General features: G+C 36.0%; 18 protein-coding genes. All 18 read left to right on the top strand.

Translation table 11 applies throughout. The annotated features are described in order from the left end of the window. Positions 1 to 3: 3 nt before the first annotated feature. The 18 genes from PCY10_RS03830 (at position 4) to tpiA (ending at position 20,741) form a co-directional block, all read left to right on the top strand. The gene (locus PCY10_RS03830; RefSeq protein ID WP_301558871.1) at positions 4 to 2,640 is read left to right on the top strand and encodes a phage tail tip lysozyme; all 2,637 of its coding nucleotides are present in this window, start codon (positions 4 to 6) and stop codon (positions 2,638 to 2,640) included. A gap of 24 nt (positions 2,641 to 2,664) precedes the next feature. Continuing rightward, the gene (locus PCY10_RS03825; protein ID WP_125328636.1) at positions 2,665 to 3,303 is read left to right on the top strand and encodes a hypothetical protein; all 639 of its coding nucleotides are present in this window, start codon (positions 2,665 to 2,667) and stop codon (positions 3,301 to 3,303) included. Further along, positions 3,290 to 3,553, top strand: coding sequence for a hypothetical protein (locus tag PCY10_RS03820; protein WP_125328637.1), 264 nt, complete (start codon positions 3,290 to 3,292; stop codon positions 3,551 to 3,553). Before PCY10_RS03825 ends, PCY10_RS03820 begins: the two co-directional genes overlap by 14 nt. Further along, positions 3,516 to 4,346: a hypothetical protein gene (locus PCY10_RS03815; protein ID WP_125442558.1), complete on the top strand. Its 831-nt coding sequence runs from the start codon at positions 3,516 to 3,518 to the stop codon at positions 4,344 to 4,346. Before PCY10_RS03820 ends, PCY10_RS03815 begins: the two co-directional genes overlap by 38 nt. 50 nt (positions 4,347 to 4,396) lie before the next feature. Continuing rightward, on the top strand, positions 4,397 to 4,906 hold the full coding sequence (locus PCY10_RS03810) for a hypothetical protein (protein WP_125442559.1): 510 nt from the start codon (positions 4,397 to 4,399) through the stop codon (positions 4,904 to 4,906). Then, positions 4,903 to 6,708, top strand: coding sequence for a VirD4-like conjugal transfer protein, CD1115 family (locus PCY10_RS03805; protein ID WP_301558870.1), 1,806 nt, complete (start codon positions 4,903 to 4,905; stop codon positions 6,706 to 6,708). The genes PCY10_RS03810 and PCY10_RS03805 overlap by 4 nt, the downstream gene beginning before the upstream one ends. Positions 6,709 to 6,729: 21 nt before the next feature. Then, on the top strand, positions 6,730 to 7,002 hold the full coding sequence (locus tag PCY10_RS03800; RefSeq protein WP_125442561.1) for a hypothetical protein: 273 nt from the start codon (positions 6,730 to 6,732) through the stop codon (positions 7,000 to 7,002). After that, on the top strand, positions 6,993 to 11,963 hold the full coding sequence (locus PCY10_RS03795; RefSeq protein WP_301558869.1) for a PBECR4 domain-containing protein: 4,971 nt from the start codon (positions 6,993 to 6,995) through the stop codon (positions 11,961 to 11,963). Before PCY10_RS03800 ends, PCY10_RS03795 begins: the two co-directional genes overlap by 10 nt. A 70-nt stretch (positions 11,964 to 12,033) precedes the next feature. Then, entirely contained in the window at positions 12,034 to 12,459 is a 426-nt protein-coding gene (locus PCY10_RS03790) for a hypothetical protein (RefSeq protein ID WP_125442562.1), read from the top strand. A 237-nt stretch (positions 12,460 to 12,696) separates the two neighbouring features. Continuing rightward, entirely contained in the window at positions 12,697 to 13,089 is a 393-nt protein-coding gene (mobC, locus tag PCY10_RS03785; RefSeq protein WP_125442563.1) for a plasmid mobilization relaxosome protein MobC, read from the top strand. After that, positions 13,083 to 14,726 carry a relaxase/mobilization nuclease domain-containing protein gene (locus PCY10_RS03780; protein WP_301558868.1) on the top strand — a complete coding sequence of 548 codons (1,644 nt, stop codon included), beginning with the start codon at positions 13,083 to 13,085 and terminating at the stop codon, positions 14,724 to 14,726. The genes mobC and PCY10_RS03780 overlap by 7 nt, the downstream gene beginning before the upstream one ends. A gap of 233 nt (positions 14,727 to 14,959) precedes the next feature. Then, positions 14,960 to 15,175: a hypothetical protein gene (locus PCY10_RS03775; RefSeq protein ID WP_125442565.1), complete on the top strand. Its 216-nt coding sequence runs from the start codon at positions 14,960 to 14,962 to the stop codon at positions 15,173 to 15,175. A 156-nt stretch (positions 15,176 to 15,331) separates the two neighbouring features. Beyond that, positions 15,332 to 15,529 carry a hypothetical protein gene (locus tag PCY10_RS03770; protein ID WP_301558867.1) on the top strand — a complete coding sequence of 66 codons (198 nt, stop codon included), beginning with the start codon at positions 15,332 to 15,334 and terminating at the stop codon, positions 15,527 to 15,529. Beyond that, complete coding sequence (locus PCY10_RS03765) at positions 15,526 to 16,347, top strand: ParA family protein (RefSeq protein ID WP_301558866.1); 822 nt, start codon at positions 15,526 to 15,528, stop codon at positions 16,345 to 16,347. Before PCY10_RS03770 ends, PCY10_RS03765 begins: the two co-directional genes overlap by 4 nt. An 80-nt stretch (positions 16,348 to 16,427) precedes the next feature. Beyond that, the gene (locus PCY10_RS03760) at positions 16,428 to 16,661 is read left to right on the top strand and encodes a hypothetical protein (RefSeq protein WP_125442567.1); all 234 of its coding nucleotides are present in this window, start codon (positions 16,428 to 16,430) and stop codon (positions 16,659 to 16,661) included. A 223-nt stretch (positions 16,662 to 16,884) separates the two neighbouring features. Next, positions 16,885 to 18,237, top strand: coding sequence for an ISLre2 family transposase (locus tag PCY10_RS03755; RefSeq protein ID WP_301558865.1), 1,353 nt, complete (start codon positions 16,885 to 16,887; stop codon positions 18,235 to 18,237). Positions 18,238 to 18,629: 392 nt separating this feature from the next. Continuing rightward, positions 18,630 to 19,826, top strand: coding sequence for an elongation factor Tu (gene tuf, locus PCY10_RS03750; RefSeq protein ID WP_003073108.1), 1,197 nt, complete (start codon positions 18,630 to 18,632; stop codon positions 19,824 to 19,826). A 156-nt stretch (positions 19,827 to 19,982) separates the two neighbouring features. After that, complete coding sequence (gene tpiA / locus PCY10_RS03745) at positions 19,983 to 20,741, top strand: triose-phosphate isomerase (RefSeq protein ID WP_003042344.1); 759 nt, start codon at positions 19,983 to 19,985, stop codon at positions 20,739 to 20,741. The last annotated feature ends 11 nt before the right edge of the window (positions 20,742 to 20,752 follow it).

Below are 20,752 nucleotides of genomic sequence, written 5' to 3'. Positions count from 1 at the left end.
TAAGTGGATCAAAAAAAATGGAGACACGATTTTCAAGAGCGTAGAGTTCGAGTAAAAAAGGGAGTCGAAGAAAATCTTCAGCTTTCTTCTAAGGAGGCTCGTCTCAAATCTCGTGTGACATATAAAGCGGCAAAACAAGATTATCATTTAGCGAAAAAGCAATATAAACTTTATCGCAGACCTCAACCAACGGCAAGAGGGAAATTTCTGAAAGAAAAACTAGAGGAAGCAAAACAAAGTCAAAAGGTTGCGAAAAAGATTTATCGAAAGGCGCAAGATCGAGATGGTGGATCGCTTCCTAAGAAAGCTCGCCGGCGAGCTGTTCAATCTGGAAAATTTAAACTGCGCCAAGATGCGGAGCGAATGATTCAAGATAATGACATTCTAAGCGATTGGGCATCGACTCGTCAAACTATTCGTCAAACTCATTACCAAAAAGAAGGGACAAAGCGAACTGTCAAAATCTTGGGGAAAGCTGGAAGATTTGCCATTTCTCAAAACTATAGTACGGTAAATCGTACCTATAACTTTGTCCGCGGGAATGGCTTTACGAGGACACCAAATGAATTGTCTTGGGAAGGAAAGTTGAGTCAGAAACTACGTCAGGCAAGAATCAAATTTAGAAATTCTAAAGTAGGTAAAATCGCCAGTAAAACTGGCAAAACAGCTCGATTTATTTCTAAGCCTTTCAAACCCATCTTTAGAAATCCACTTTCTATCAAATCCTACTTTCTTTATTTTCTTATTTTTGGAGTCTTAGGACTCTTTATAGGGGTATTTGGCGGTGCAAGTCCTGTCCAACAAAATGAATTTGACTTGAATCAGTCGTGGCTCCATCTTTCAAAAGTAGATCGGGAAAAGTCGAATGATAAGGTTGAATACTGGACGAATATTGATGATATTCTCCATTATATGAATTATCGTTATGGGAATGAGTGGAATCCGTCGACGTCCTGGAAAGAGGGGACAGGAGGAAAGGTGGCAGCTTTTTTAGGTTTGAATCACTTTTCCGATGCGTTAAATGATATTTGGAAAAACCTCAATCAGGATCCACAGAATCTAAAAACAATGCCTGAACTCTACAATCAAAAATCTTCTATAAAATGGATGCGGCTGACTAAAAATGAACTCAAAGAATATCAAGAATTGCAGGAATTGATAAAAGAAATTGGTCGCTATCCCAATTATCAAGAATTGGATAATCCATTTTATCTGGCAACAGATGAAGCTCACTATAAAGCTCCTTTGGTGGTACTTAAACGATATGGTTATGTTTCTCAAACAAAGATTTATGAGAATACGCAGCTAAAAGCGACTACTGGTCAAGCTTTGCGAGCTGTTTTATCTGGCAAAGTGGTTGTTTCTGGTGAAAATATTACGATTGAAACAGCTGAAGCCCGCTTTACCTACAAGCAAGTAGGCGGAATCCGAGTCAAAAATGGCGACAAGGTTCAGACTGGAGCTGAGCTAGGAACGGTTAAAACGAATGGGTATCAAGAAATCCAATATCAGAAATTGGAAGAAAAAGCAACAAAAGAGAAAAAAGCGAAATGGACAGCGGTCAATCCGGGTTTTTACTTTGCAAGCGTCACTTATAATCAAACGACTTCTGTTTTAACAGATTTGAATTTGTCTGGAGATTTAGCTCAACGCTCTAGAGCTGTAAGGGATCACATTAAAAAGCAAATCCCGAATGCTACAGATAATGGGATTGCGGCAATGTTAGGAAATTTTGTGACTGAGAGCGGCATTAAGGCTAAACGAGCAGAAAGCGATTATTTAAGTCCACCGATTGGGGCAACTGCTTCTTCCTGGGATGATGAAAATTGGCTCAATATGGGCTTTGCCCAAGGAGCCAGTGTCGGCTCTTTAGTCATTCACCGTGGCTTAGGATTAGGAATGTGGACAGATACTTCGGATGGAGCAATTCGAAGTACACTTCTTAGAAACTATGCAAAGGCAAAAGGAAAGAAGTGGTATGACCTGGAGCTGCAGATTGATTTCATGCTAGAAGGAGATAATCCTTATTATATTCACATTTTAAAATCTATTTTAACGAGTAATGAGAATGTCAATACTTTAACCACCCGTTTCTTAAACCAATGGGAGGGCAATGCTGGGGATAAGCTCGCCCAACGTCAAAATAACGCTAAACAAATGCTGATGTATTTCAAACAAACCATTAAGGGAAGTGGAACTCTAGCTTCTTCTTGGAACTTTCCTGAAGAGTATCGAAGTAGAATCAAACATCCACCATCAACTGCAGCTATGACAACTCAAGCTGGTAATGGTTATCCAGTTGGGCAATGTACCTGGTACGCTTATAATCGTTTAGTAGAATTAGGAAAAATTACAGATTTATCTGGTAGTTATGGCTACTTAGGAAATGGGCAAAATTGGGTCATGTCTCTTATTGGAAAAGGTTGGAAACTTTCTGCGACTCCAGTTGAAGGAGCAGTCGTCTCTACTGCTGGGGGATTTGATGGTACGTTGCCACAATATGGGCATGTTGGCATAGTAGAGGTTGTCAATGCTGATGGTAGTTTCTTAGTCAGCGAGCTCAATTACGCAGGTAATCAATCGCAAATCCATTGGCGAGTATGTCGTCCAGCAGCGTACTATACCTTTGCAACAAGATGACAAAATAGAAAGGAAACTTCAGTTATGAAAATGTTGGATATGGAAAAATTGAAACAATTACAAGTAGTTGGAATCATTATTGGTTCAGTTATACTTTTAATGATAGCTTTCGGCTTAGGAAACTCTATGAACCATAAGCCAAAAAGTGTGAAGCCAAAAGTAACGCATGTTACGAAGAAAAAAGCAGGAACAGAATTAACTCAGTCGTATGTTAAGGACTTTCTGATTGCTTATTTTACTAAAAAGGATTTAGGAGAAAATCGCAATCGCTATCTCCCTTTTATGACGGAAGGAACTTATCATCAGGAAGTGAATAAAGAAAATGATCCAGCGAATCAGGCTTATAAAGGGTATGTAGTCGATGCTAAATTAAAAACGGCAACGATCTATATTGATACAGAAAATAAGGTTGCCCTGGTAAAAGTATCTTATACCAATACATTGCTACAAAAGAAAAAAGATTATTCTAAAGCTCAAACGGATGTAGGAAATCAATCTACTCTGCGTTTGACTTATACAAAAATCGATGGACGCTATCTGATTACCACGATTGAACCTATTTTAATTGTGGATACGTTAAATGCTGAACAAGCTGCAGCAGTACAAAATCAGACAACGATTCCATCAGGAGACAATAAAGGAGAAAATGATGACAAGCATTGAAAAGAAGAAAAAAGAATTAGTAACTATTCAGAAAAAACTGGCCGACATGAAAGAAAAAGCGAAGCACTTAGAAAGTAAAGAAAAGGATTTAACTACGCAGATACGCTTGTTAGAGTGGGAAGAGACTTCCAATTTTTTAGTTGAACATCACATGACAATGGAAGAAATGAAGCGACTGGTTGAAGACAATCGTAGAAATGAGGTGATAGATAATGTATCGAATGATCGATCAATTCAAGGAGAAGAGTAAAGATTATCGTAATAAAGATTTAGTACTTCAAGCGTTGGAGAGAGAAAACGCACGATGTCAATTTGAAGAGGTTAGGGAAGCTTTTCTAATTGAGGAATTGGATAAAAAAGGAGTGGTCGTATTTCAGGAAGAAGTCAGTCTCCCCTTTGAAGGGGTGGCTGAAGATCTCTTCTTGCGACCGAAAGAGCCAAAGAAAGAGAAGCCAAAAAAGTCTTCTTTTTTTAATCGCTCTTCTAAGCCATCGTTTGATGAAATACCCAGCCAGCAACCGAAAGAAGCTCCTAAAATGCCAATCACAGCCCCTACTAAAGAGAAGAAAAGCGGCAAATCTGTCAATGTATGGAAAGTCTTTTTACAGTTTGTTTTTGGAGCAGTACTTGTTGTTAGTTTTGTCTTTTCATTGCTGACGGTTCAATTATTTTTAGCCAGTCAACGACAAATTCGGCCACTTGAACGCCAAGTAAGAGTTTTAAAAGAAATTCAAGAGAAATCAGGAAGTTTAGATACCTTTAGTCGTTATTTCCTGCCTTACTATTTTTCTTCTGATGGCGCTCGATTAAAGCCATTTTTAAAAAAAGGATTGACAATTGAAGCTAAGCAAGGACAGTTACAATCGGTTATTTTAGAGAAAATCTCAAAAACAGAAAACAATTATCACCTAACCTATGTGGTGTCTTTAAAAACAGGTGAAGAGCGCAAACAAATGCGCTTAACACTAGAGATGAAGGAAGAAAGAAGCAGTTCTTACGGCTTTGTGATGACAAAAAAGCCACTAGAAACTCAATATCCATAAACACTAATCTAAAAAGATGAGCGTTTTTTATATATAGAAAGGAGTAGAAAATGGATCAAGAAAGAGCGACTCATACAATGACGTTAAAAGGGAAGATGACCGCAGAAGTAATTTTAAAAGCCTTGTATGTTGTTTCAAAGGAGCTATATAATCGGCATGAATACAAACAAAAACATCAAACCTTTACTGGTGAAACAAATTTTAATCGATTTATGGCAACTAGTTCTTATAAAGATAGTTTTGAATTTAAAAATAGTGAGACTCATTTAGAAAAGCTAAAACATTATCTCAATGAGAAGGGAGTTGGCTTTACTTATCGGATTCAAAAAGATGAAACGCGGCTGATTTTTGAAGCAAAAAATAAAGCACTCGTAAGAACTGCTTTGGATCAGGTAATTGAAGAGATTACCAAAAAACCGGAAGCATTTGTTAAAAGGGTGTTAAAAAAGCCACATGAAATGAAACCACAGGAGAAAATTGCCTATTATAAGAAACACATTCAGTATAAGGGAATGATGCCTGCCGTTACAAAAGATATTGGAAAGGATCGAGCAAAATGAAATCATCTAGAAATATATTTCCTTATCTAATTGCAGGAATATTCTTCTTTTACCTTTTTCATACAGCGGAACATTATTACGCTTTATCAAAAGAAGCCGTTCCGTTTCTAGGTTTGGAACGATTCGATTGGCTGTTATCCAATATGGATCACTATTCTTTCATCAATTTTTCGTTCACCTCATCTTCCTTGTTATGGGGAAGCATAGGTTTTCTCCTTCCTTTATTTTTGTATGTGTATAAGGGAGATCGTGGAACTTATCGACAAGGGGAAGAACAAGGGAGTGCTCGCTTTGCTTTTCTGAAAGAGATGAAGCGGTTTGAAGATAAGGATCCAGATAAGAACATGATTTTCAGTAAGCAAGTCCGAATGGGGCTGTTTAATTTTCGTTTAGCTTACAATGTACAACTCAATAAAAATGTCTTAATTATTGGTCTTCCTGGAGATGGGAAAACCTTCACCTTTGTATTACCTAATATCATGCAGCTGAACTCTAGCTTTGTGATTACAGATCCTAAAGGAAACCTAGTACATGAAACTGGGAAAATGTTGGAAAGACATAGTTATGCTGTTAAAATTTTTGATTTGATTCGTTTGAAAAATTCAGATCGATTTAATGTATTTCATTATATGCATTCTGAATTAGATATAGATCGAATTTCTGAAGCTATTACAGAAGGAACAAAAAAATCAGAATACCAGGGAGAAGATTTTTGGGTTCAGGCTGAATTGATGTTACAACGTGCTTTATTAGGTTATCTATATTTTGATTCATTAGATGATGAAACGGGAGAACGTCTTTATCTACCCAATTTATCAGATGTATCCGATTTATTGAGAAATATTGGGCGAGAAGATCCAGAAATTCCTAGCCCAGTAGAACAAATGTTTGAAGAGTTAGAAGAGCGTAAGCCTGGTAATTATGCTTGTAAACAATGGCAACTGTTTAAAAATGCGAAGGGAGAAACAAAGGCAAGCGTAATTTATATTTTATCTGCTCGCTATTCTTTATTTGATCATGATGATGTCAAGCGATTGATTAGTGAAGACACGATGGAAATAGATACATGGAATACGAAGAAGACGGCGGTTTTTATTGCCATTCCTGAAACGAATAATGCTTATAACTTTTTATCGTCTATTCTTTTTGCGGTTGGCTTTGAAGTCCTAACTCACAAAGCAGATGATATTTTACAAGGAAAAGTGAAAGGATTGAATCGAAAAGATTTGGTTCATATTCAATGGATCTTTGATGAGTTTGCTCAAATTGGGAAAATCCCTAACTTTTCACAAGTGTTAGCTTCTATAAGAAGCCGGGAAATGTCTGCCAAGATTATTTTGCAGGCGGTCAATCAATTGCAATCACTTTATAAGAGCGAGTGGAAAACGATTTTTAATAACTGTGCAACACATGTCTTCTTAGGAACGAATGATAAGGATACGATGGAATACTATTCTACTCGATCAGGGAAACAAACGATTCGGATTCGGAATTATTCAAAATCCTATGGCGCTCGCAATGGTTCCTCTAGTGAAAATCGGCAAATTCAGGGACGACCATTGATGACGCCGGATGAAATTGCCCGTATAGGAGTTGATGAAGCCTTGGTCTTTATCAGTAAGCAGCACGTTTTTAGGGATAAAAAAGCGAGTGTTTTAGAACATCCAAGAGCGGCTCAAATTGCTCATTCGCCAGAAGATGATACCTGGTATGAGTACGAAAAGAAGGGAACGGATATTGATGAATTTATTTTAAATGCGATAGATTTAACAGAAGAATTTAAAGCACAACTAGCTGCTTGATTGATTAGAAAAGAGGAAAAAATGAATCAGAAAACAATTAGAATTGGATATTTTGAGGAGATTAAAACGGTATTTTCTTTAGCAGAAGGAAACCTAGAACAAGAATATCCAAATGTGATGAAATCACTCCAAAACGCAGATTATACAATGTATCAAAAACTAGCACCTTATTTATTTTATTATTTTCTACCACGACAAGATAACCTTGTCTATCCTTTGACAGCCTCAGAAAAACATTTTGAGTTGGTAAAAGAAACACTAAATGCGAAAGGAGAAGAAACAACATGGTCTTAACAAAAGCACAAGCAAAGTCTCTAGCTATTTTGGATGTTGCAAGAAGCCTAGGGATGGAAATGAAACGTAAATCTCATAGAGAATACTATTGGGCGGAACATGATTCCTTTAAAATTGATACACTCAAAAACACTTGGCATTGGTATTCTCGAACAGGCAAGTATGGAGACCCTATTAATTTGGTTCAAGAGATAAAAAATGTGAGTTATAAAGAGGCAATGCATTATCTAGATACGGGAGAATTTTCAGAAGTAGATATAAAGGCTTTAGAAGCTAAATCAGAACCGTTTAAGTACACTTTGGAAAAATATGAGCATTTAGATTTTGAACTTGCTAAAAGCTATCTGAAAGATGAAAGAGGACTTTCAGATGAAACGATTGACTTCTTTTTGAGTCAAGGCAGTATGGCTGAAGCGACTCGGAAAAAAGGCGATTATTTGGAACCCGTCATTGTTTTTAAATATAAGGATCATACAGGATTTTTAGCTGGGGCTAGCCTGCAAGGGATTATAGAAAATCGAGTTCAACATCCTGAACGTGGTCGATTAAAACAGATTATGAAAAATTCAGATGGACTATTAGGTTTTTCTGTAGACGTTGGAACTCCCAACCGTCTTGTCTTTGCGGAAAGCCCAATCGATTTGATGAGTTATTATGAACTTCATAAGGATACACTTCAAAACGTGCGACTAGTTGCCATGGATGGGGTGAAAGAGGGAATCATTAGCCGCCGCTTTATGGAGCTTTATGCGGAAATGAATGGAAAAGAGTATAAAGCAGATAAAACGAGTTCAAAGGCTTTGGAAGCAGTTGCTCAGACGACTGATTTCTTTAAAGAGGACAATCATCAAAATATGATTACTCTTGCCGTAGATAATGATCCAGCAGGTCACAATTTTATTACGAACTTTTTGAAAAAAGAAATCCCAGTCCAAATTGATATTCCACCAATTCTCTATCGCAATCAAGATAAAGCAGATTGGAATGACTATCTTAGCCGACCGGTTACTCCTGGAACAAACTTATCACATATTTATAGTTTTGATGGTGCAGAATATCACTATCAAGGGTATTATCCGGAAGAACTAGCTGATTTTAAGCAAAAAGAATTAGCGACTGATGAGAGTCAAGTTTTGATTTCTAAAGAAGTTTTAACGAAAAAAGAATTAAAATCTCGGTTTGATAATTTTCCAATATCTCCAAAAACGAAAGTTCAGGAAGTGCAAGAAGCTAGTGCAGAATATCACGTTTCAAAACCACAAGAACTTGCTGAGCCTGAAGAAAAGAAGGTAGATAATAGCCGTCTAGGTCAGTCTAGGCGTAAATTGGATCGCCTCCATAATGAGTTTTCAGAAGCAACTAATGCTGTCTATCGTCATTTTGCCATGACGAACGGGCAACCAATGAATGATAAGCGAAATGGAGCTAGTTTTTTTAGAAAGGCGGATCAGCTGGAAAATCGAGTATTTAATAAGTTACATGAAATTAAAGAACAAGAAGAACGGGTAGAAAGGCTAGAAGCGAGAGAAGAGAGGAAGGCAGCTGGTTTGAATCGTAGTGGCAATGGTCTTGAAATGAGTGTTCAAAATATTCCTAGAATTCGTGAGGAACTGGAGAAAGCGAAACGTGGAGAGTCGTTCTATACAAATCAAACTCTGAAGCGGTATCGTGAAGAATTGACACGGTTAGAAAGGATTTCTGAACAAATGGCAAAGACAGCCATTCAGCCAGGCACTCAATCCTTGATTGATGAAGGAGTGGTAAATCAATGGGCGAAACAGCCTAATTTGTATTTTGTAAAAGGACTCAGGCGTGTAGCAGTTGAATTATCTGAAGAGGGGATCTTCAAAGAATCTGCTAAATACCGTCCTCAAACTCCTGAAGAAAGAGAAAAACTAAATCAGATTTTAGAAGTACAACTCACCAATACAAAACTGAATAACGATGTTAAAGCAGATAATGAAGAAGAACTGTCTGAAATTATCCAAGAAGCGACCAATTCTTCACTTGGGACAATACCAGGTAAAATATCTGAGGAACCATCTTCTCAACTAAGTGAACAAGGTGTTCTTTTTGAAAATCTTGTAGATGTGACCTCGAATCAGGAGCAGCTAACAGAGCTACAATTGCAGGTTTTATTTGATTTTACCGAAAATAAAAAACTCTCAAGACAATATTCATCTGGGGATATTATTCCATACAAGGACTTTATTTCTAAACTTTATGAAGAAAACGAATGGCAGATGATAGGTTTCAAGCTAGGTTATGATAAGACTTACTTTGCTTTAGCCGATGAAAAAGGGAATCGTTTAACCAATAATTTTCGCTATGATATTGGCACGGAAAAGCAAGACTTATCCGAGCAACTCGCTCAAAACCTCCCAACTCCTTATCTAGAATTGGCTCAAAAAGCAGATCATGATTATCATGCACAAGTATCTTATGAAACTATTCTCAAGCAGTTAAGAGAGGAGGCGGTTATCATCATGCCTGAGGTTGCAGAAGAAGCAACTATTAGTATAGAGAAAGCTTCTAAACAAGCTAAAAACGTACAAAAAGATATTGAATTGGTAGAACTGAATGATAAGGGGGAATACGTCAATACGATAGCATTATTAAAACCGGCATCCTATCAAGAAAAGTCTCGGATAGTAGACTATATTCGTGAAAATCACCCTGATAAATATATTAGAGTCGATTCTGCAGATATTGATGAGTTAAATTTCTATGTTCGTGATGGAAAAGTTAGTTCAAACAAACTAGATGATTCAAATCAAAAAGCCCCTGAAGAAAATCAGGAGCAAAACAAAAAAGTTGAGACAAATCTCGGGGATTTTCCTGAAGAATCTCAGGTGGCAGCACCTCTACCAGAAGCGAATGAATCGCAACCTTTGAATGACTTGTCACCAAGTCAAACTCGTTCTCAACCTTTACTTCATTTTAGCATAAATGAGGATAGAAAGTCAATTCATAAGGATAACTATCATCCTGTATCAGATAAAGATTTACGAAAACTAAATCGTTATACTCCACATCTTCAAAATGCGGCTGCATGGTATCTAGAAAATATTGCAGATTCACAAGTAACTTATTTTTATCAGGAAGGAGCAAATACAAATAGTGTTACCATTTCTTATAATAAAGAAAGCTTTATGCACTTAACTGGAATCTTCCCTTATAAAGAAGGACAAACTGCAGAGCAGACTTTATCAGATTTTGCGGCTGGAAATGGACAATTTGATAATATTTTAATTGCGAATAGAGGTGCTGCTTTCGATAAGTTAAAAGTTCTTCCTGAACTTCCTGTTATAGTTGATTCAGAATCGTTCTACTTTGGAGATTTATCAGATGTAGAAAAGTTTCATACGTTAAATCTAGATAAGGCGATTCGTTCCAGTGATCAAGACGTTTTACTTGCATTTCGTACAATAGACGGAGCAACTTTCCCGGCTAGCCTTATGCGCTTGAGGCAAGGACTCAATATTCAATTGGATCAATCAAACCAGGAGAAAATCATTTTGGGAATCTACCGTGAAAGAAACGGGAAGATTGAGCAATTATCTATCAATGAAGATTATATCAAGGATGGTGGTCGGGAGCTTCAGTCTATCATGGAGAATTGCCTATTTGAAGAAGACATATCCAAAGAAGAACCTCCTTTAAAGATAGATTCTGGCAAACCTCTTCAAAGTGCGGACGAAAAAATTCGTCAGCGCAATCGAAAAGATGAGATGGATCGTGATTTGGATGGTTTGCCTGATCGAGTAGAGGAAGCAAGTACAACTCTTTTAGATAGTCCAGATAGTGATGGAGATGGTATTTCAGATTATGATGAATTGACCCAAGGAACAGATCCGAATAACTTCAATTCTAATATTTATCGGACAGCTGAAAAAGAGCTTAACGATGCAGAAAAACAAACATCAGAAAAAGTTGAAGAAGTAAGTTCAAAGATGGTTTCTGAATTGATTGTGGCTGGTGATATTGTAGGTTTAAATCAACATATGAAGGAAGGAGTGAAACAATATTTAAACTCTGAACATTATAAACATTATCTGGATAAAATGAGCCAGTTAAATAATTATTCTAGTCGAAATATCCAGCTTATCTTAGCTCAAAATCCAAATGCAAAATATGTAACGTCATTAAACAAATGGAATAAAGAATTTGGACGTTATATCAATAAAGGGGAAAAAGCTCTAAAAATTATAGCTCCAAATATTCATCTTAAAAAAGATTCTGAAGGCAATCCAATGCTAGATAAAGAAGGGAAGCCAGTAACGTATATGACCTTTCAAGTAAAGTCTGTTTTTGATGTGAGCCAAACTAAAGGTAAGGAATTGCCAAAAGCTTTGCAGCCGGTCAAAGAAAATTTATCGGATTTAGACTACGCAAATCTCTATCGTAGTTTAAAAACGATTGCTGACAATAATCACGTTCAGGTTCGCTTTGAACAGCTAGAAAATGGAAGAAGAGGGCGTTATAATCCTAAAAATAATGAAATTGTGATCCATAAAGATATGGGAAAAGCACAAATTATTAAAACGTTTTTACATGAAACAGCTCACTCTGAATTGCACCATTCTCATCACCAACAAACAGAAAATTTAACTTATAGCAATGCAGAACTTCAAGCGGAGAGCGTTGCCTATGTAGTCGCTTCTTATTATGGAATGGATACAGCAGAACATTCATTTGGCTATTTAGCTAAATGGACGGATGATAAAAAAGCATTGTCTGATTTGGAAACCCAGCTTGATATTGTGCAACAAGAAGCAAAAAGTTTAATCCAAAGAATGGATAAAGAACTTGAAAAACTAAAAGTGATCCAAGTCAAACAAGGCAAGAATCGTTTTGCGGACAAGCTGTCACATTATCAATCCAAAACGGAAAAATCCATTCAGGAACGTCAAACGAAAGAGGAAAAAGACTCAAAAAAACTCAAGGGTATCTCGAAATGATTGAACGAGATACCCCAATTCCAAAATTACAATTCAAACAGAATAATACTAGAAGAGGAGATTCAAATAGATGAATATAACACAGGAAGAAAGATTGATGAGCTTGCTGACGGATTATGTGTTTCTTATGGATGGTGACCTTGTTTTAGGATATCGTCCTGAAGCAACAAATCTTACTCGAAGCAACTTACTGCAACAAATGGAAGAAGAATATAAAACATTGACAACAGATGATCCCGCTCTAAGGAATTGGTATCATGACAATATAGACTTATTAAATCAGGTAAAAGATACCTCATTTGAACAAGTACTAAAAGAAAAAATTCTACTGGCAGAACTTCAAACAGGACATTCTATTTGGCAGGAGCTGACACCAAAACAAGTAGATAGGTTGGGTCAAAAATTAGTGGAAAACGAGATGATTCAGTCATCATCTATTGACTCAAAACCAGTCACGAAGTTTAAAAAAATCTTTCCTTATCTTGGAAAGCAGTAAAATTTGACAGTTTAGAAGAGCTAAAATGTTAGTCAAGGGGTTTGGGGATTTCCCCAAAAATGAAAAAGGGGAGAGAGTCAAAATGGTGATTTGACTTTCTCTGACCTTTTTTAAAATTCGCATTTGGTACCCCAAATGCTACGCTTGCCACAAGAAAAGGTCAGTCAGCCCCCATTTCTCATTGTGGGAAGTTCTATGATTAAAAATGCTCAATTTATAGTAGAAAGGAGTCATTGCATGAGGGAACGATATGAAAACAGAAAACGACCTATTGAGAGGAAAGTTCGTTTTACTCCAGATGAAGATCGTCAAGTCAAAATGACAATGGAAGAAATGGGCGTCAAGACATTTCAGTCTTATGCAAAAAATATGTTGGTACAAGGGCAAGTCGTTCAAATTGATTTTTCGGAGTTGAAAGATTTGCGAGTGGCAATCAATCGAATTGGCGGAAACATCAACCAAATTGCCAAACATGCCAACGAAAATGATTTGATTACGATAGAGGAAATCAGCGAAGTTATGAATCTCTTATCTGAAATTAAAGACTTAGTCAATGCTAAAGTTTCTAGTGAGGAGAAGAGAAGTATCGCACAGAAAAAACAAATAGTAAGGACGTATGATGAATGGTAGCGATTAAACCGCCAATACAAATTAAGATGCAAGGAAATCTGAAACAAGCGGTTCAGTATATTCTAAATTCAAATAAAACAACTATCAAATCTATTTCAGAAATAGAAGAGAACTTTCCAATTGTCATCAAAAATGGAGAACACTGTATTCAGTTAGTATCAGGTCATCAGATAACAGATGTGTCCATAGCAGATGAAGAAATGATCATGACAAAGAGGTTAGCTGCAATAGAAAAAGGAGATGATGATTTCAAAGAAATTTATTCTGGAAAACAGGTTCTGGCTCATCATATCATCCAGTCATTTTCTCCAGATGATCACTTGACTCCTGAGCAAGTACATGAGATTGGACGTAGAACGATGTTAGAGTTTACAGGTGGAGATTATGAGTTTGTCATTGCAACACATGTTGATAAAAATCATCTCCATAATCATATCATCGTAAACACAACCAATAGTGTCACGATGAAAAAAATGAGATGGCAAAAAAATACGTTAAAAAAATTAAGAGCAATCTCAGATAAACAGGCGGATTTGTATGGAGCTAAAATCATTCAACCAACGATGAAAAATTCTCATAAAAAGTATGCTGCTTGGCGCAGACAAAATAATTTTCGGTTTGAAATAAAAGAGCGCTTAGATTTTCTGTTGAAGCAATCCATCTCAATGGAAGATTTCAAAATGAAAGCGAAAGCACTTGATGTACAAATTGATTTTTCTGGAAAATATGTAAAGTATCGTCTACTAACTCCATTAGATGGAAAATTACAAGAGAGAAATACTCGTGATGATACATTATCAAAAAAAGGAATTTATTCGTTGGAAAATATTCAGAAGAGGATTCGCTTAAATCAAGTTGTTTATGATGTATCAGAAATACGAGAAAGGTATCAAAACGAAAAAGAGAAAACTGAAATTGATTTTGAGTTGAAATTAGAAGTTGAAGCTTGGCAAGTGGAATCAGAAACGACAAATGGTATTTATCTTCAAATGGATTATGGAGTTTTTAATTCTGGCACAATTCTTATCCCTGCTCATAAGGTAGATAAGTTAGAAAATGGAAATTATCATATTTTTCTTAAGGAGAAAGATTATTTCTATTTGATGAATCCCGATCATTCTGAAAAAAATCGTTATATGATGGGAACGACCGTTGCGAAACAACTGGCAAAACAAAATGGACAAGTGATAGTCACTAAAAATCCTTATATATCTTCAATGAAAGAACTGATTCAAGAATTTAATTTCTTAGTAGATCATGATGTGCGAAATGGAAAACAGTTTGATGAGTTAGAGGAACGCTTTAATCAAAAAATAAAAGAGACAGATCAAGAATTAAAAAAATTAGATGATCGTCTTGTTCAGTTGAGAAAAATTGAAGGAGCATTTGTATCTTTAGAAACGGCTCCTGAAAATTCTTTAGTAGCTAGTCGATTGCTAGAAGAGTTAGTGAAACCTGGAACGAAACGAGAAGATATACAACAGTTGATTCAACAATTAACGATAGAGAAAGGAGTTCTAAGAGAGCATTTTGAAGATACTTTGAAGAATTATACGAATTATCAGGAAGTAAAACAAAATGTGCTGACTCGAAAAGAACTCTCTAAGTCGAGTCAAGAAAAAGGGCAAGAAATTTAAGCGAAAAATACAAACACAATTATAAATATATTTATAATAATATAATAGAAATATAGAAGATATTAAAGTAGATGGAGGAAAATACTTATGAGAATGAGAGAATTTAGCTTATTCATTAAAATGGATCGTCAATAAAAAAATATTATTTTTATAATATTTTTTTATTGACTTTTAATGATTTTTATAGTATAATTATATTATAAAAATCATATAAAAATAATCAGAGGCGCAATATGACAAGATTATACAGTGTAGTACACAATCAAAAATATTTTGCGATTATTGAGGATCAGCTGGCTGGACGAATAAGTCAACTGAACCAATCAAATAGACTGAAGCCTTTGTTTGAGGATGACATTTGGGATAAGGTTATTGAAGATTATCAAAATCTGCAATATATCGGTCTGGATGAAGAAGATTTTGATATGATTGATGAATATTTTGGCTAGAAAGTGAGGTGAGCTTAGTGCTAGACTATCAAGCGCCAGCTATTTTAAAAGCTGAAGATGGAGAAGTTGGGATGAGTGCAGAAGATTACGAGCTGCTAACAAAACCTTAAAATCAATCTTTTAACATATAATAGACAATAGAAATGAGGATATGAAATGAAAAATGAAATGAAAAAAATCAATGATATTACCTGCTTTGCCTTGATTATGATTGGCTTAATTGCCATGATATTGAAACAAACAGAGTTAGCAATCTATACCAACACCTTTGTAGTGGCTATTAAAAGCATCCAAATTGCTCAAACTGTTGATTTTATGAATAAGAAAATGGATAAAAGGAGAGACGATAGATGAAAATTATTACTTTTGCAGCCATCAAAGGTGGAGTTGGTAAAACAACTTTAGCTTTTAATTTCAGTGAGTGGCTAGCTCGTCAAGGGAAAAAGGTTCTAGTAATCGATCTTGATCATCAGTGTAACCTGACCCAGACCTATGATATTTATGATGATACTGACACAGTGGCTAATATCTTCCAGAGTAAGGGCGAGGTAAAACTTATTCCTGTTAAGTCTAATATAACTCTCATTCCTGGATATATGCAGCTAGACACAATCGAAAAACATCTTGAAAATAAAGTCAATAAAGATATGTTGCTGTATATGTGGTTGGAAGATCATTACGATGAGAAAAATCTTGAGCAGTTTGATTATGTGATTATTGACTGTCATCCAGACTTTTCAACGGCTACTAGGAATGCTATAGCCGTCAGTCACTCTATTATCAGTCCGATTATCCCAAGTGAACATGGTTACAATGCCAAGTTTAACCTGGAGGATAGGTTGGAGAATTTCAGAAACGAAGTTATCAATTATCGAACCAGAGAAAGCTATATCACCGCTCAACTCTACTTCGTACCAAACATGATTAAGCATAATACCAACTCTTCCAGAAGCCTGCTGGAGACATTGAATAATGCTGACGACGCTAACACTATCTTTCAACCAGGTACGCAGGAAGTTGTCTATATCCCACAGAAAGAGCTGTTTAATAAGTCCACGATGGATAAACAGTCAATCTTTGAAATGGCAGATGATGCAGCTGTCCTGCAGAGAAACCGAAAATTCTTTGAAGAGATGGATCAGACATTTCAGATTATTTGTGATATAATATAAAAATAATAGTTTTATCATTTTATAAAATGATAAAACTAATCGATAAATATTATAAAAATAATTTGAAAAGGAGAGATAAGATGGCATTTGAAGCAAAGAGAGATAAAATCAAAAAGGCTCTTGGAGAGCCAATAGATAAAAAAACAATTCCTGGTGTTAGTTTACCGAGTAGAGAGGAGCCTGATTTAGTCCCCTCTACCTATACACTTGAAAGAAAAAATAAAGAAAAGTTGGCTCGCTTAGCAAAAGCTAATGGCTATGAGAAATCTACTGCTGCATTCCTTAATGATTTAATTGCTGGCATTCAGGAATAGAATTGCAATATTATTGTATTTTAAAAATCACATAAAGATATTATAAAAATATGACCTTTCTATTTGAAAGGTCTTTTTATCATAGGCTTGCAAATTTTACTAAAAAACAATAATATAATACCTAAGTTTTAGAAAGGTGTTAGCTTTTAGCTGGTGTTTTTTATACTCTAAATATAAATAATTTTTTTTGAAAATAATTCATGCGTTTTGTAAAATAGGAATTATGGATTTGAAAGTGATTAGTGAAAAAGAATTATTAAGCCAATTTCGAGCAGATGAACCAGATAAATTTTATCAATTTATTTCTGCTTTTGAGAAGTACGTTGCGCCGATTATGCGGGCGAAAGGGTATCGAAGAATCAATGAAAGTGAACGAACAGTTGCTTTTCTTTTTGGAGAAATAACATTTAGTAGAAGTCGCTGGACAAATGGGAAACGGACACGGATTCCAGTTGATGAAAAATTGGGATTAAAGAAACATGTTCGTTATGCTCCAGAGTTGCTGTTCAGAATTTCAAAATTAGCCACATTTTTACCTTATCGTCAAGTATGTAAAATTATTGAAATGGACTATTCTATTGTGATTTCAAAAGATACTGTTTTAAAAGTTGTGAAACTAGCAAACAAACTTTTGAAAGAAAAAGAGCGCTATCGTTATTTAAAGGATGATAACACTGTTCAAAAGATTAAAAGTAATCGTATCTATGTTGAGGGTGACGGCGTTATGGTAAAGTGCAATTCTGGAGGAGATGAACGAAAAAATATGGATTTGGCGCATTTTGTTATCCATACAGGACGAAAGCGAGTGGGTCCAAATCGTTATGAATTGCAGAATAAAAAAGAGATTATCAATAGTAGCCATGCGAAAGCAAAAGAGGAATTATTGGATTATCTCTATAACTATTTTGAAATTACGCCCAATACCGTTTTAATTTCCAATTCAGATAACGGTAAAGGCTATACATGTAGAATCTTTATTGAGTTAAAGAAGTCTTTAAACATCCGACATCATGAACATTTTTGGGATGCTTATCATTTGAATGAGAAAATCAAATCCTTTTTTAAACCTTATCCTAAAGATTTGCAAGATGTTTGTTTTAAAGCTATCCAAACACATGATAGAGAACTGTTGAAAACAGTATTTGATACCTGTGAAGGATTGATTACAGACGAAGAGGAAATGAACCAACTTTTATCTTTTAAACAAAAGCTGTTTAGGAATTTTAGATATACAAAACCAGCTACTTTAAGAGGACTTTCTGATGTAAATATTGGGATTATGGAATCGCAACACCGAAAAATTACTTATCGTATGAAACATCACGGAATGTATTGGAGTGAAAAGGGAGCTAATACCTTATCTCAAATGATTCTTTTAGAAAGAAAGGACGAATTAGAAGAGTTATTTTTTGGAAGATGGAAACAAGAGTATGAGCAGTATAAGTCGGTTGTTATGAGTGCAGGCAAGCTAAAAACAAGAAGTTGGCAAAATCCTTTCACTAAAACTCATGGAATTGCAGGTCATTTAATGCAGCGGTGTGAATATAAAAAAGCGTCAAAAAATCCTTATTTTTAACGCTTTTTTGGCTTGTTTTGCTTGCATTATTTTAGTGTTAATGATATAATAATTATATTGAAAAAACAAAAAAGGTGTAGAAGCAGCAACTCCTACACCACCGATTAAGACAAAAGACACTTGCTTAATCAGTCAAACAGTATTGTAACATAAAAAACGCAATAACGTCAAGACTGGGGCAAGAATAATTTGTCTCAGTTGTTTTTTTGGAACTATTTTATACTAATTTTCTTGATTTGTAAGGGATTCTATCTATTCTCAAAAATTTAGACACAAACAAAGGCGTAAAACACTTGCAATTTGAAGAAAATTTGATAAAATAGTAAGGAAAGTTAGACTGTATTGCCTACTGTCTATCTATAAAATATATTTTATTGGAGGCTTTTACTCAAATGGCAAAAGAAAAATACGATCGTAGTAAACCACACGTTAACATTGGTACCATCGGACACGTTGACCATGGTAAAACTACCCTAACTGCAGCTATCACGACTGTACTTGCACGTCGTCTTCCAAGTTCAGTTAACCAACCAAAAGATTATTCATCTATTGATGCTGCTCCAGAAGAACGTGAACGCGGAATCACTATCAACACTGCACACGTTGAGTATGAAACTGCTAAACGCCACTATGCTCACATTGACGCTCCAGGGCACGCGGACTACGTTAAAAACATGATCACTGGTGCCGCTCAAATGGATGGAGCTATCCTTGTAGTAGCTTCAACTGACGGACCAATGCCTCAAACTCGTGAACATATCCTTCTTTCACGTCAGGTAGGTGTTAAATACCTTATTGTCTTCATGAACAAAGTTGACTTGGTTGACGATGAAGAATTGCTTGAATTGGTTGAAATGGAAATCCGTGATCTTCTTTCAGAATACGATTTCCCAGGTGATGATATTCCAGTAATCCAAGGTTCAGCACTTAAAGCTCTTGAAGGTGATGAAAAATATGAAGACATCATCATGGAATTGATGAATACTGTTGATGAATATATTCCAGAACCAGAACGTGATACTGACAAACCATTGCTTCTTCCAGTCGAAGATGTATTCTCAATCACTGGACGTGGTACTGTTGCTTCAGGACGTATCGACCGTGGTACTGTTAAAGTCAACGACGAAGTTGAAATCGTTGGTATCCGCGAGGAAATTCAAAAAGCAGTTGTTACTGGTGTTGAAATGTTCCGTAAACAATTGGATGAAGGTCTTGCTGGAGATAACGTAGGGGTTCTTCTTCGTGGTATCCAACGTGACGAAATTGAACGTGGACAAGTTCTTGCTAAACCAGGTTCAATTCATCCACACACTAAATTTAAAGGTGAAGTTTACATCCTTACTAAAGAAGAAGGTGGACGTCATACTCCATTCTTCAACAACTACCGTCCTCAATTCTACTTCCGTACTACAGACGTTACAGGTTCAATCGAACTTCCTGCAGGTACTGAAATGGTAATGCCTGGTGATAACGTAACAATTGATGTTGAGTTGATCCACCCAATTGCCGTAGAACAAGGAACTACATTCTCTATCCGTGAAGGTGGACGTACTGTAGGTTCAGGTATGGTTACAGAAATCGAAGCTTAATTCAGTTAAGTTCCCAGATGAACAATTAAAGTCAGACAAACGAGCTCCGCTATTGCGGGGCTCTCTTTTTTATGATTTCATTAGACTCAGTCTTTATTTCTATAGTAAATTATGGTAAAATGATAGATGTAAATAAAAAAAGAAGAGGTATGTGAAATGTCACGTAAACCATTTATCGCTGGTAACTGGAAAATGAATAAAAATCCAGAAGAAGCTAAAGCATTTGTTGAAGCAGTAGCTTCTAAATTGCCTTCATCAGAACTTGTTGAAGCTGGTATCGCAGCTCCAGCTCTTGACTTGTCAACAGTTCTTGCAGCTGCTAAGGGTTCTGATCTTAAAATTGCCGCAGAAAACTGCTATTTTGAAGATGCTGGTGCTTTCACTGGTGAAAACAGCCCTAAAGTGTTGGCTGAAATGGGCACAGATTACGTTGTAATTGGTCACTCAGAACGTCGTGAATACTTCCATGAGACAGATGAAGATATCAATAAAAAAGCAAAAGCAATCTTTGCAAATGGTATGCTTCCAATTATTTGTTGTGGTGAAACACTTGAAACTTATGAAGCAGGTAAAGCTGCTGAATTCGTAGGTGGACAAGTTTCAGCCGCTCTTGCTGGCTTATCAGAAGAACAGGTTTCTTCACTTGTTATCGCATATGAACCAATCTGGGCTATTGGTACTGGTAAATCAGCTAGCCAAGATGATGCACAAAAAATGTGTAAAGTTGTTCGTGACACAGTTGCAGCAGATTTTGGCCAAGCAGTAGCGGATAAAGTTCGTGTACAATACGGCGGCTCAGTAAAACCTAACAATGTTGCTGAATACATGGCTTGTCCAGATGTTGATGGCGCTCTTGTTGGTGGTGCATCACTTGAAGCAGAAAGTTTCCTTGCGTTATTAGACTTTGTGAAATAATTCTTATAAAA

This window comes from Streptococcus sp. SI1, from assembly GCF_030439945.1.
Classification (GTDB): Bacteria; Bacillota; Bacilli; order Lactobacillales; family Streptococcaceae; genus Streptococcus; species Streptococcus intermedius.
The sequence above is the reverse complement of the archived record's forward strand: the minus strand, read 5'-3'. Positions and strand labels throughout refer to the sequence as shown.

Excerpts from the sequence above, each read along its gene's own strand:
- PCY10_RS03805 (WP_301558870.1), top strand. The coding sequence starts at position 4,903 with ATGAAATCATCTAGAAATATATTTCCTTATCTAATTGCAGGAATATTC.
- PCY10_RS03815 (WP_125442558.1), top strand. The coding sequence starts at position 3,516 with ATGTATCGAATGATCGATCAATTCAAGGAGAAGAGTAAAGATTATCGT.
- tpiA (WP_003042344.1), top strand. The coding sequence starts at position 19,983 with ATGTCACGTAAACCATTTATCGCTGGTAACTGGAAAATGAATAAAAAT.
- PCY10_RS03820 (WP_125328637.1), top strand. The coding sequence starts at position 3,290 with ATGACAAGCATTGAAAAGAAGAAAAAAGAATTAGTAACTATTCAGAAA.
- PCY10_RS03825 (WP_125328636.1), top strand. The coding sequence starts at position 2,665 with ATGAAAATGTTGGATATGGAAAAATTGAAACAATTACAAGTAGTTGGA.
- PCY10_RS03780 (WP_301558868.1), top strand. The coding sequence starts at position 13,083 with ATGGTAGCGATTAAACCGCCAATACAAATTAAGATGCAAGGAAATCTG.
- PCY10_RS03795 (WP_301558869.1), top strand. The coding sequence starts at position 6,993 with ATGGTCTTAACAAAAGCACAAGCAAAGTCTCTAGCTATTTTGGATGTT.
- PCY10_RS03790 (WP_125442562.1), top strand. The coding sequence starts at position 12,034 with ATGAATATAACACAGGAAGAAAGATTGATGAGCTTGCTGACGGATTAT.
- mobC (WP_125442563.1), top strand. The coding sequence starts at position 12,697 with ATGAGGGAACGATATGAAAACAGAAAACGACCTATTGAGAGGAAAGTT.
- PCY10_RS03810 (WP_125442559.1), top strand. The coding sequence starts at position 4,397 with ATGGATCAAGAAAGAGCGACTCATACAATGACGTTAAAAGGGAAGATG.
- PCY10_RS03775 (WP_125442565.1), top strand. The coding sequence starts at position 14,960 with ATGACAAGATTATACAGTGTAGTACACAATCAAAAATATTTTGCGATT.
- PCY10_RS03800 (WP_125442561.1), top strand. The coding sequence starts at position 6,730 with ATGAATCAGAAAACAATTAGAATTGGATATTTTGAGGAGATTAAAACG.
- PCY10_RS03770 (WP_301558867.1), top strand. The coding sequence starts at position 15,332 with ATGAAAAATGAAATGAAAAAAATCAATGATATTACCTGCTTTGCCTTG.
- PCY10_RS03765 (WP_301558866.1), top strand. The coding sequence starts at position 15,526 with ATGAAAATTATTACTTTTGCAGCCATCAAAGGTGGAGTTGGTAAAACA.
- tuf (WP_003073108.1), top strand. The coding sequence starts at position 18,630 with ATGGCAAAAGAAAAATACGATCGTAGTAAACCACACGTTAACATTGGT.
- PCY10_RS03755 (WP_301558865.1), top strand. The coding sequence starts at position 16,885 with ATGGATTTGAAAGTGATTAGTGAAAAAGAATTATTAAGCCAATTTCGA.
- PCY10_RS03760 (WP_125442567.1), top strand. The coding sequence starts at position 16,428 with ATGGCATTTGAAGCAAAGAGAGATAAAATCAAAAAGGCTCTTGGAGAG.